Source organism: Mesorhizobium sp. WSM4313 (genome assembly GCF_002294725.1).
Lineage (GTDB): Bacteria > Pseudomonadota > Alphaproteobacteria > Rhizobiales > Rhizobiaceae > Mesorhizobium.
Window position 1 is genome coordinate 1 of the sequence record NZ_NSFT01000038.1, and the last position, 11,536, is coordinate 11,536.

At 60.7% G+C, this 11,536-nt stretch carries 8 protein-coding genes and 7 pseudogenes; 8 read left to right on the forward strand and 7 right to left on the reverse strand.

The genetic code is table 11. The features are described from left to right. Positions 1–205 (forward strand): annotated as a pseudogene (locus CK219_RS32695) (hypothetical protein); the annotation flags it as partial. 147 nt (positions 206–352) lie between these two features. Here CK219_RS32695 and CK219_RS31575 read toward each other — a convergent pair. Continuing rightward, the gene (locus CK219_RS31575) at positions 353–628 is read right to left on the reverse strand and encodes a hypothetical protein (protein WP_063169403.1); all 276 of its coding nucleotides are present in this window, start codon (positions 626–628) and stop codon (positions 353–355) included. Positions 629–1,325: 697 nt separating this feature from the next. On the opposite strand from CK219_RS31575, the gene CK219_RS30830 reads away from it, so the two are divergent. After that, complete coding sequence (locus CK219_RS30830) at positions 1,326–1,742, forward strand: hypothetical protein (RefSeq protein ID WP_063169404.1); 417 nt, start codon at positions 1,326–1,328, stop codon at positions 1,740–1,742. A 238-nt stretch (positions 1,743–1,980) separates the two neighbouring features. On the opposite strand, the gene CK219_RS32770 is transcribed toward CK219_RS30830, so the two are convergent. The 3 genes and pseudogenes from CK219_RS32770 to CK219_RS30845 form a co-directional block, all read right to left on the reverse strand. Further along, the gene (locus tag CK219_RS32770; RefSeq protein ID WP_244514239.1) at positions 1,981–2,472 is read right to left on the reverse strand and encodes a cytochrome c; all 492 of its coding nucleotides are present in this window, start codon (positions 2,470–2,472) and stop codon (positions 1,981–1,983) included. A 41-nt stretch (positions 2,473–2,513) separates the two neighbouring features. After that, a complete protein-coding gene (locus CK219_RS32505; protein WP_127312611.1) occupies positions 2,514–2,747 on the reverse strand; it encodes a hypothetical protein in 234 nt (77 codons plus the stop codon). Between the two features lie 9 nt (positions 2,748–2,756). Next, a pseudogene (locus CK219_RS30845) lies at positions 2,757–3,036 on the reverse strand (DUF411 domain-containing protein); the annotation flags it as partial. Between the two features lie 801 nt (positions 3,037–3,837). Between CK219_RS30845 and CK219_RS32510 the strand changes: the two are divergent. From CK219_RS32510 to CK219_RS30865, 4 genes and pseudogenes are all read left to right on the forward strand, one after another. After that, positions 3,838–4,042, forward strand: a pseudogene (locus CK219_RS32510) (isopenicillin N synthase family oxygenase); the annotation flags it as partial. 8 nt (positions 4,043–4,050) lie between these two features. Then, a pseudogene (locus CK219_RS30855) lies at positions 4,051–4,320 on the forward strand (pyridoxal-phosphate dependent enzyme); the annotation flags it as partial. 278 nt (positions 4,321–4,598) lie between these two features. Next, positions 4,599–4,762: pseudogene (locus CK219_RS30860) on the forward strand (thioredoxin domain-containing protein); the annotation flags it as partial. A gap of 41 nt (positions 4,763–4,803) precedes the next feature. Beyond that, positions 4,804–6,258 carry a glutamate synthase subunit beta gene (locus CK219_RS30865; RefSeq protein ID WP_063169408.1) on the forward strand — a complete coding sequence of 485 codons (1,455 nt, stop codon included), beginning with the start codon at positions 4,804–4,806 and terminating at the stop codon, positions 6,256–6,258. A 69-nt stretch (positions 6,259–6,327) separates the two neighbouring features. Here CK219_RS30865 and CK219_RS32515 read toward each other — a convergent pair. From CK219_RS32515 to CK219_RS32520, 3 genes and pseudogenes are all read right to left on the reverse strand, one after another. After that, positions 6,328–6,522, reverse strand: a pseudogene (locus CK219_RS32515) (DUF459 domain-containing protein); the annotation flags it as partial. 1,181 nt (positions 6,523–7,703) lie between these two features. Then, positions 7,704–8,012: a helix-turn-helix domain-containing protein gene (locus CK219_RS32775; protein WP_236473435.1), complete on the reverse strand. Its 309-nt coding sequence runs from the start codon at positions 8,010–8,012 to the stop codon at positions 7,704–7,706. A gap of 157 nt (positions 8,013–8,169) precedes the next feature. Continuing rightward, positions 8,170–8,616, reverse strand: coding sequence for an extracellular solute-binding protein (locus CK219_RS32520; RefSeq protein WP_236383562.1), 447 nt, complete (start codon positions 8,614–8,616; stop codon positions 8,170–8,172). A 1,057-nt stretch (positions 8,617–9,673) separates the two neighbouring features. Here CK219_RS32520 and CK219_RS30885 point away from each other — a divergent pair. Further along, positions 9,674–9,895: pseudogene (locus CK219_RS30885) on the forward strand (insulinase family protein); the annotation flags it as partial. Positions 9,896–9,952: 57 nt separating this feature from the next. Next, positions 9,953–11,011 (forward strand): class I SAM-dependent methyltransferase, encoded by a 1,059-nt coding sequence (locus tag CK219_RS30890; RefSeq protein ID WP_024504268.1) that lies wholly within the window; start codon positions 9,953–9,955, stop codon positions 11,009–11,011. Positions 11,012–11,536: the final 525 nt, after the last annotated feature.

Below are 11,536 nucleotides of genomic sequence, written 5' to 3' on the forward strand. Positions count from 1 at the left end.
ATGGTTGACCACGCTTTTCAAAGATCGTGAACTACATCTCCTCGTTGTGCTCGACGCACTCCGGACAAGTAACCTCATGGGCGCGGCATGCAGGATTAACCGAGCCCAGCCGGTCATGAGTGCGGCCTTGCCGGGTCGGGCGATAGGCAGTCATGCCCTGCCCTTCCTGCGGGTCAAGCACTCCGAAAAAACATTTCCCCCATAAATGCTAGATCTTCCGTTGCCTTTTCGCGTCACAGGCCGTCAAACGCCCGGCCGTTCACAACAGTGATCCGGCAAGTGTTTGGCTGCGCGAGACGATGCTGCAGGGAGTCGTCCTGCATGGCACTTCGCTATGATGCTGCGGTGCCGTCTAACGGCGCCTCGTGCTTGAACGCACTGAACGGCCACCGCGATCAAAATCGATGGTTCGAGGACCGTTGATCATCACCCCGCCAGCCTCGATCTTGTTTGCCGCCACGAGAGCGACACAGAGACTGCTGGTGAAGATGCCCGCCTGCCCGCTATGTTCCGGATGGTTGACCATCCCGGATGGACCCATCGAGGGTGTCAAGGCGAGCATGAGCACAGGCGCGAACAGTTCACGGGCAGGCGCGACGGTGGCCGCAAAGCAACGTCGCGCCAGCATGCGATCTCAGCAGGATCGGCACCATCCTGTCAGGGAGCAATGCGAGTGGCTGGCTTAGCCGCTGCGACGCTGCCCGGCATCGCGTTCAATTGATCTGGCGCCTTAAATGCAGGAAGGCTTCGCGGCCGGTACGAGGCGCATCCCTCCTCCGAAGCAGCACGCCCAAGTATCATCACAAGCCCCGAGCGCCCGCGTTCGGCGATGTCCAATTTCCGACAATGTCGGAATACAGTCAGATCTGCTGGATTGACTTTAAATGGTTTTCTCATTTGGCACAGCGCATGCTGGTTATCCGGAAACACGTGACCGACCAACAAGAAGTCGCATGACACAACCGAAGCCATCCATGTCTGACGGGCTGCCCAGGATACCTACTGCGACCGCGCTTGCCCGGTGACGACCGCTCCGGCTCCGCCCGTTACCGACGAGGCAAAGTGACGGATTTCCTGCGTTTCAACGACATGGAGGTGGTTGTCATTCCCGCTGGGGGACAGACTCGGCCTGTTCAAGGCATTGCGCGAAGGCGGCAAGATGACGGCCACCCGTGCGCGAACTCAAGGAGCGCAGCCTGTATCGTGTATCAGGCAAATAGGCCGTCGGTCAGTGACCTTGACACAGGGGACATGCGCAAGGTCCTGAAGTTTGATGCAGCGATAGAAGGGTGCCAATGACAACAATAGCTTACAGGAACGGAACCATGGCTGGCGACGGCCGAGCCTTGGGTTTTGACTCAGTATCCGTCGGTGAGAAAACGAAGGTGTTTCGCTTATGCGACGGCACACTCATCGGCGTTTCCTCTTCGTCCTTGGGTATTCCAAAGGCCGTTCGAGACTGGGTTGAGAAGGGCATGGATGTTTCTGATATTCCTGTGCCGCGCAACGACGACAATTTTGAATTTGAGGCGCTGATAGTGCGCAAAAATGGGGAAGCCGTATTGTTGGACGGCAATTGGCTGCCAAGTGATCCCGTGAAAGGTGAATATTATGCCATCGGGAGCGGCAAGCAGTATGCTTTGGCCGCGCTGGTTTTGGGCAAGTCAGCTAAGGAAAGCGTCGAAGTTGCCGCGAAACTCGACGTTTGGACTGGTGGCACAGTCACTGCCATAACTCACTAAACCCGCCTTTCGGCGGGAGTGTGACAGTGCGAGCGTGGAAGTAGGGCGCCACCCCGGGGCACGTCGAGCCCTGTCATGTGAGCTGGTCCATAAGCGCGCGAAAGCGTCCAGTTGTGGCCAAAAGCACGATTTGCGACAGAACCGGCCCGCTTCTATGAGTATGGGCCGCTTTTTGCGGCCAGCGTGCTTGCCATCCTGCCGCCAGTGGCCGTCGCCTTCTTCTTCCAAGGTTACCTCGTCATGAAGTAGAGCACCACGATCTTGTCGGAGAGATCGGAAGGCGGACGGCCCTTCCGTCCGCGTCGGCCAGTTCGAAAGGCGGCGCGGCCTGCTCGTCGATCGCCTGGAAGAACCTCTCCGCGCTGTCCCTCATCTTGTCGAGATCGGCGCCCGGATGGTGGGCCAGCGCGGAGGTCCCGAGGATCAGCGCCAGAAATTGAATCGCAAGCGACGGTTTCGCTTTCATGGACAATGCATTCCGGTTGGGGGCGTTCGAGGGCTCCGCGGCTAGGATTGGTCTCACTGTGTCTGCTCCCGCTCCCGGCGGCTCATCTGCCTGATAGGCGCGTTCCCGCTCGGGCCATGTGCTTTTGATGAAGGCCAGAACGGCCCGGATCTCCTCGTCGGTGAGGACATTCCCGAAGCCCGGCATGTCGCTCTGGTAGCCGCCGCCGACGACCGCGGCCGGTCCCGGCGCCGGCATGCGTCCCGAAGGCAGCGGGCTTTCCAATCGCGCTGACCTTCGCCTGGCTAAAACCGTCTTGCCTAGCGCTATCGCCGCGGCCGGGGCGCGGCCATCCGGTTGGCGAGCCAAGGCAATGTCCAGACCAATCCGAGGCCTGCCGCGGCCACGCATCGATAAGAGGACCGACGCCCTTCTCCTTTGCCGCCGCTGGAGAACAGGTATTTGATCAGCGCGGCCGTCCCGAGGACGAGCACGACGACGACAAGCAGCCACACCAGGCCCGTGCCGAACATCATCATGCCGCTCATGCATTCCATCATCGAAGCCTCCTATTCCGTGGCGTAGATGCCGCCGGTCGCGTCAGACTTTCGGATTTCGAGAATCTCGAAGGGCGCTTCCTTCGTGCCACTCATGCCGGGGGAGCCCATCGGCATGCCGGGCAGCGTCATGCCCTTTGATGTCGGGCCGCTCGGTCAAGAGCTTGTTGACCGTGCCGACCGGCACATGGCCGCTCACCACATAGCCGTCGATGAACGAGAGAAGGCAGCCATCGGCTTCCGGCGGAATGCCCTCTTCGCGGCTCATGGCGAAAAGGTCGTGAGTCGGCCTTGACGGTGATTCCTGGAAGGCCGATTCCAAGGCGAGCTGGCTTGAAGGCCGCGGTCCGGATGGTCGACTAGGCAGCTTGGTTCCACGATCGCAATGCTTGATCGCTTCATTGCAGGCCATGGGCTCTCGCCCCCTCCTTTTGCCACACGAGGCGCCAGCTCACGTGTTGTTGTTGGCGTGCGCCCCGGCAACCGCTTTCACCAGCCGCTCCAGCGATCCCGCGCGCTCCAGCTCCGCAAAGAATGATGCGGCGTGACGCTACCCAGCCGGTGCTTCTCGGCCTTCCAATTAAACTGTCTCGACGAAAGAGCCGTCTCCGTTGCTCCGGTCTCGGTGTTGAGTTCTCTAAGGCTGCGCCACACCTTGGTCCCCACGCCGGCAAATGATCTCACTATGCAGCCCGTGCTCGCACGCTCTCAAACTAATTACCGCTGCTGCAACACGCCGCCTGGCGGCCTGCACCGAAAAGCCGACAGGGGTGCATCTGAATAGCCGTGAACCCAGGTCTCAAAGACCATCCGGCGCGACGAGCGGACGCACCGCACGTGTGACACCCGCCTTGTGGGGCAGGGTTGCCTTTCTCAATCCCGGCGTTGGTCGGCGTCCCAATGAGCAGCAAGCTATTATCGGCCGCCGAATCTTAGTGGCTTCGTCGAGAGCCTCAATCAACCAAGCGGCGAAAGCCCCGCTAGAGTCTCCGCCCGCCTGTCGCTATGAAGCAGTTGCAGCCAGCGCTGCTTCAGGCGCATGAACTCGCCCGATGCAATGATTTCCGTCGCCCTGGGTCTTTCGAAGGGCACTGTTTCTATTCCCTTCTTCTTCGGCGCGCGGCTTGATGCCGACATACGGTTTCTTGACCTGCCGCCTGAACTGGCTGCCGAAGCGGGTGCCCCGCCAGCGACCCCGACAATCCCCTGTTCCGCAACTGCTGAAGAGCCGACTGCGCTCGCATCCCGATATTGCGCAACGGCACTATGCCGACATTCTGGAGACCGCAGCCGCATGAGCCTCGAGATGTTCCGCCGACCGTCGACAAAGGCGTCCTCTCGCCTGCGTCCGCCATTTGTCAGTGCTCGATCTGATTGGGGAGACGCCGGTCGTCGAACTGAAGAGATTCGATACCGGCAGGTGTCGTCGCTTCGTCAAGATCGAAAGCCAGAATCCCGGCGGATCGATCAAGGATCGCATTGCGTTGTCGATGATCGTTAATGCCGAACAGCGTGGCACGCGCGGGGCGGTACAATCATCGAAGCGACCGCTGGCAACACAGGGCTCGGCCTGGCCATCTGGCGGCACGAAGCGCGTGATCGCGTGTCCAAAAGCTGACAGCGTCAGACAAATGTCAGGTTCATTACAACCAACATCTGGGCACTGACGAGGTTTTTCGAAGCAATGGGCGCTAACTGCGCGCTGAGCGCGTTGGCATGGCTTTTGAGACTGAGTGACTGTGACTGCACTCAATGGGGCAAGACGAGCGATGCGCTCCTCCCTGAACCCGTGTGCCGTCTCTGAGAGGAAACCAGCTCGTGCAGAAACCTTTGGAAATAGCTTTGGACCGCAACGTGGTATTGCAGATGGAGTCCCCGGCTCCTTCGATTAGAGTCGAGAACTGGCTGCATGGCGAGCCCCTCACGAGCTTTGAGCCCGGCAAGTGTACATAGTCGAATTTTGGGCAACTTGGTGCGGCCCATGTGTGGACGGGATGCCCCATCTGATCCAGCTGCAGGGCGTCGCCAGGCGCACCATCTGGACAGCAGGAACTGGACTATGGGCAAGGTAACAGGCTTTCTCGAAATCGACCGGCAGGTGCACAAGTACCAGCCGGCCTCCGACCGCATCCGGCATTTCCGCGAATTCACGCTGCCGATGTCCGACAAAGAGGTCGAGAAACAGGCCGCGCGCTGCATGGATTGCGGCATTCCGTTCTGCCATGGGCCGACGGGCTGCCCGATCCACAACCAGATCCCGGACTGGAACGACCTCGTCTACAATGGCGACTGGGACAATGCGATCCGCAACCTGCATTCGACCAACAATTTCCCGGAGTTCACCGGCCGCATCTGCCCCGCACCTTGCGAGGAAGCCTGCACGCTGAACCTCGAGGACATCCCCGTCGCCATCAAGACGGTCGAGCAGGCGATCGCCGACAAGGCTTACGAGACCGGCCATATCAGGCCCTATCCGCCGGAGAAGAAGACCGGCAAGCGCGTCGCCGTCATCGGCTCCGGCCCGGCCGGCATGTCGGCTGCCCAGCAGCTCGGCCGCGCCGGCCACGACGTCCATGTCTATGAGCGCGAGAGCCGGCCCGGCGGGTTGATGCGTTACGGCATTCCCGACTTCAAGATCGAGAAGCACTATATCGACCGGCGCATCGAGCAGATGCAGGGCGAGGGCGTCACCTTCCATTGCGGCGTCAATGTCGGCGTCGACAAGCCGGTTGCCGAGCTGCTCGCCGAACATGACGCCGTGCTTTATTGCGGCGGTTCCGAAACGCCGCGCGCGGCCGGCATTCCCGGCGACGATCTCGGCGGCGTGCATGACGCGATGCCCTATCTGGTGCAGCAGAACAGGCGTGTCGGCGGCGAACCGATCCAGTCGGTGGCGTGGCCGTCGCATCCGATCCTCGCCGGCGGCCAGCATGTCGTCGTCGTCGGCGGCGGCGACACTGCCTCCGACTGCGTCGGCACCGCCTTCCGCCAGGGCGCGGTGCGCGTCACCCAGCTCGACATCCGGCCGCAGCCGCCGGAAAAGGAAGACAAGCTGTCGGTCTGGCCATACTGGGCGACCAAGATGCGCACGTCATCCTCGCAGGCCGAAGGCGCCGAGCGCGAATTCCAGGTGGCGACGCTTGAATTCATCGGCGAAAACGGCCAGCTGACCGGGGTCAAATGCTGCGAAGTCGACGAAAAGCGCAAGCCGATCGCCGGCACCGAATTCGTCATCCGCGCCGATCTCGCGTTCATCGCCATCGGCTTTGCCGGGCCAGCCGCTCGCGGGCCGGTGTCGGAACTGGCCGGCCAGATGAAGATCGCCATTGACAGCCGCCGCTCGAAGAATGTCGAGGCCAATGACCGGGACTACAGGACCAGCGTCGAAAAGCTCTATGCGGCGGGCGACGTGCGGCGCGGCCAGTCGCTGGTCGTCTGGGCGATCCGCGAGGGCCGCCAGGCGGCGCGCGCCATCGATGAGGCGCTGATGGGATCGAGCGTGCTGCCGCGCTGAGTCCGTCTCGAGACCCTACTTGTGCGGCCACCTGAAGGCGCTTTCCGCCCTTCCGCTGCCCCGGGCAGCTTACGGACTGATCGCCGTGGTCGTTTCGGTTGTGGCCCCGGCCGCAGGCTGCCGCCTTGGCGGCCAAGAAAAATCGTCGGCGCGGCCGGGCGCAGCAGCGGGCGCCTTGCCCTCGACGACGAATTTTTCACCGGGCCCGTCCGGCTTGGCCGGCGCTGCGGCACCGAGAAGTTCCGAACCGCCGTCGAGTGCCGGTGATTGCGAGTCGGCGTCGGTAGCCGGGTCGGCGGCCTCAGTCTTTTCCTTCGAGGGTGGACTACGTTACTGGCCAGTACCGGCAACGCATCGAAGGAACTTTACAATCATAAAGGTACGTCACTGGTCTCGCGGCTCACCTATGACGATCTAGACGCGCATTCGAGTCCACAATCCGACTGGCATTTTCGTAAAGGCCTCCTCGGTGCGGGCGGCATCAGGGAGGATTTTCTCATGACGAGGACTTCTTACGGAAATGGGGGGCTACTCAAACACATTCAGTGATCAGCGCGGGGGCGGCGTCAGCTATTTCACCGCCGATCTTGGATATAATTTCTTGAACTCACCGCGCTACCGCATCGGTGCTTTTGTTGGCAACAATTTCTGGCACGAGAGCTACGATGCTTTCGGTTGCACGCAGCAGGCGACCAACTGGGGAACCTGTGTGCCAACCGTCCCACCTACGTCAACCTCTCAGCCAGGACAACGATTGGCATTCGCTGCGACTCGGCTTGGCCGGGCAGACGCAACTCACCGAGCGACTCAGCCTTTCTGGTGACGTGGCGTTCCTCTTCACGCGGCTCGACGGCAAAGAGCAGCACCACATGCGCCCAAGATCAAGCTAATTCCCGAAGACGGCGATGGGCATGGCGTCCAGCTCGAGGCGGTGTTGCGGCCGTGGCGAATAACGGCACCGCTCATTTCGAAGAGGCAATGGGCGGTCGTGGTTCCCCGCAGGCCGACGATTGGAAGGCAAAGCGCTACGGCGTTTTCGTGCAGGCTAGCATCAAGTTCAACTGAGAGAGCAAGAACCGAGGAGAGCGGCGATGCCACTCCAGCTCATTACGATCATTGGATCAACAGAAGGAAGTTTTCCGAAGAGTTTTGCAAGCGTGCGCAAAGTCGCCAGACAAAGTTCTCTCGGTCCATAGTGTACGTGCCGTCACGCCCGTTCTCGACATGGTTGAATGATACGTCCCGCGCGATCGATCAAAGTCGTTTTTCATTGGTTTTCCGGAAATCGCGGGGAGCACAGCGTGCTGTGACCCTCGCCTGCTGGTTTTCTGTCAACGCGCAGATGAGGGAGAATGAGCGTACAGCAAAAATCATCAGTGCTGTCGCTTTCGCCAAAGCCCGCCGCAGCTAAACGGGGTCCCACGCCCGGTAGCGCCCCCTGCCGGTCACCTCACGGATGCCGAGTTCGGCACCAGCCCGAGCGCAGCGCGCTGGCTAATTTTCAGCTCGGCCGCGACCAGACCTGCCGACACCAGCGGCCGCGCCAGCACCAGCTCGATCAGCGCCGGCAGGCTCGAGTTTTTGCGCCGGTTCCTGAGCCGGCGCTCCATCTGGCTTTTGGCCAGCGCCTGGATGATTGCAAGGCTGAAACAGTCGATGGAACGCCCCTCCAGCGAAGCCGAACCGGACGAGGCGCGCGCGCCAGGTCCTTCGGCTGCCATCGGCACGCTGGGTTTAAGTGCTTGGGGTGACACGGCGTGATCTCCGCCGTTGGCGGGAACAGGGCAGTGCAATAGTACTGCCCTGTTCCTTTTGATCAGAGGCCAGTGCGGATTTCTTCGGCAAGCGCCCTCAACGTCGTCTCGACGTCATCGCCGTTTACCATCTTCTGCATCGCCACGGCCCATGCGTTCATGGCTTCGCCGAAGCCGACACGCGGTGTGAAAGCCAGCGCGGCTTGGTCCTGTATCTTTTTGAAGCTGTCAACGAAGTTGTTGAACTCGGGCTGCGAAGCGTACTTAGTCCAGGTGTCGTCTGCCAGGTCGACGTGCGCGGCGGATTGACGAGCTGGCCAGCAAGGGCACCCTTGAGCGCCACCTGCTTGGAGGTGGCCCACGGGATGAACAGCCAGGCCGTGCCCTTCTTTTCGGAAGCCGCGTTCATGGCGAGAGCCCAGATCCAGATGTCAGACTCCAAGCTCGTGGCGCTCGGTGCGTGCAGCGGCGGAGCGAAGGCGATCTTGCCGGATGCCGGCTTCCCCGCAACATCGTTCCAGAAGCCGAACATATTTGAGTCGATCGTCATCGCGCTGCGGCCGGACGCGAAGGAAGGAGCCGCGCACTTCTTGATCATGTCCACGTAATGTAGTCGTATCCAGCATCGGTAAGCTTCCAATCGCTCAGGTATTTGTCCAGCGGCTCCAGGGCGCCACTCGGAGCGAGGTCCTACGCGGGCTGAATGCCAGTGCCGAACACATCCCATGCTGGCGACTTCGTCGTCAGTTGGATCGTCATCTTGTTCCAGTAAGAATCGTCTGGGTAGAGTTCCGGCGTGACCTTGATGCCGGGTCAGCTTCTCGAACTCCGGAAATTGCGCAGCGAGAGCATCCGCATAGGGGTGGATGTCGTAGGCCCAAGTTATGCTGGTCCCTTCGAATTGACGCCAGTTCACGGTGTCGGCAGCGGCCGAATTAGTGAGCGATGCCGAGACGGCAAAAAACGCCAAGTCAAAAGCAAGCTGTTTGCGAAGCGACGCGCACCTGTAACGAGTACGGGGAATGAGCGACCCATGTAATCCTCCCTGGGGCATTTTGCCAATTTTTGGGTCCACTCCTCCATCCCGAGTTCGCTCATAGCCACAATAAGCGGTTTCCAACGAGCTCGCTCTGAATGCACCAGGCCAACTGGGTAAAAACGGGTAACCGGCACTAAAAGGCGTTGTAGTATCGCCACCAGAAATACTGCTCCGTGGTGCTGGCCTTTGCCTGGGGGCGCAACACGGCAACTACCCGCTCAAAACGGTTGGTCCTCTACCTCTTATTCACCGTCGCTTTCCTCGCGGCCTAACCCGGCCGGAATATCCGTTGCCAGAAAAAGGCCTCGCGGCCGGTTCGAGGCTCATCCCTCCTCCGAAGCAGCACGCTCAAGTATCGTCACAAGCCCCGAGCGCTTCGCGTTCGGCGATGTCCAAATTCCGACAATGTCGGATACAGTCAGATCTACTGGATTGCGTTTGAATGGTTTTCTCATTTGGCACAGTACATGCGGGTCATCCGCAAAACACGTGACCGACCAACAAGAGTTCGCATGATCACCTTACCACAACATACAGCCGCCGCGGAACAATCACTTGGCCCCTGATCGCCCACCCCGGCACCACAACCGGAGTCATCGATGTTCTGACAGGCTGCCCAAGGATACCTGCTGCAACAGGGCTTGCCCTGGTGACGACCACTCCGGCTCCGCCGGTTACCGACGAGGGCAAAGTGACGGATTTCCTGCTTTTCAACGGCATGGAGGTGGCTGTCATTCCCGACCACCGCGCCGGTCGTCACCCATATGGTCTGGTGCAGGATCGGCAGCGCGGAATGAGCCGCCGGGGATATCTGCATGTCTTCGAGCATCTGATGCTCAAGGCGCCTCATGACGAGCACGGCTCCGTCGCCTGGAGAGATTGAACCCAAAGGGAGATTCAGATGTCTGAAGCGAATCAGGAAAAGTTGGACGCATTCTTGGGGAAAATGGTCGGCGATCTCGGTGCGATCGCAACGGGCGCGGGAGTCCTGCTGGGGGACAGACTCGGCCTGTTCAAGGCATTGCGCGAAGGCGGCAAGATGACGGCCGCCGAACTTTCGACACGCACCGGCACCCAGGAACGCCTCGTAAGGGAATGGCTTTCCGGGCAGGCGGCGGCGGGTTACGTCGACTACGATGAAGCGAGCGACAAATTCTATCTCAACGCCGAGCAAGAGCTGGTGTTCGCTGATGAAGACAGCCCGGCCTTCATGGCAGGCGCATTCGAGTTCCTGTCCGCGCTGTGGCTCGATGAAGAAAAGGTGAGGCAGGCATTCCAGTCCGGCAAGGGCGTCGGGTGGCACGATCATAGCGCGTGTCTGTTTCGCGGTACGGAACGGTTCTTCCGTCCAGGCTACAATGCCAATCTGATCGACTCCTGGCTGCCGGCCTTGGAGGGCGTCGTCGAGAAGCTCGAACGCGGCGTGGACGTCGCGGATGTTGGATGCGGTCATGGTGCATCGACCGTGCTCATGGCACAGGCCTTCCCCAATTCGCGCTTCGTCGGCTTCGACTATCATGCCCCTTCGATTGAGCGCGCCCGCAAGGCGGCCGAGGTAGCCGGCGTCGGCGTTAACACGCGGTTCGACGTGGCGGCCGCCAAGAGCTATCCCGGAACCTATGACCTCGTCACATTCTTCGATTGCCTTCACGACATGGGCGACCCGACGGGCGCCGCCACCCATGTCCACGGATCGCTCAAGCCGGACGGCACGTGGATGATCGTCGAGCCGTTCGCGCATGATCATCTGGCGGCGAACCTCAATCCCGTCGGCCGCGTTTACTATGCCGCTTCCACTTTCGTGTGCACGCCCGCATCCGTGTCGCAGGAAGTCGGGCTCGCGCTTGGAGCCCAGGCCGGTGAGGCGAGGCTGCGCAAGGTTGTGACCGGCGGCGGCTTCAAGCGATTGCGTCGCGCCGCGGAGACACCGTTCAACATGGTGCTGGAGGCCCGCCCTTAGCGTGGCCGTCGCCAGAAATTGCAGCTCATCGCATTTGATGAAGATCACCGCCAAAAATCCGGACGCATCGGGCACATTTTCAAGGCGTCTGGGTTCACGCAGAGGTCGCTGCCGAGTTGTGTGCCAAGAGTCCCATACGTTGCGGCTCAGAAAGGACCCCACGCACGGCGACGAACATGCCCATAGCGATGGCCGCTATAATCACATATGTCCACCATGGCGCGTTCACAAAGCTGGTAAGCCACGTCGCACCGAACGCGCTTACGACAAAAACGAGAGCCTCGATAAAAAGACTGAGCCTGTACACATTCAGTCGTCTCATCCTCATACCACCCATCCAAAGACTGAGCTTGTTGCGCTACTGCGACAGAGCCTAACATATTGGAGAGTGCTCACTAGTCGACCGTGAACAATCCGAGCCCTAAGCGGCGACCGGCTTCGGCCGGATTTGAAGCAGGGCAATCAAGAGCGACAAAAACCCCTTCAGCCACCTGAGCAGGAGGGAGAAGTTGTAGCCGGCGGCGG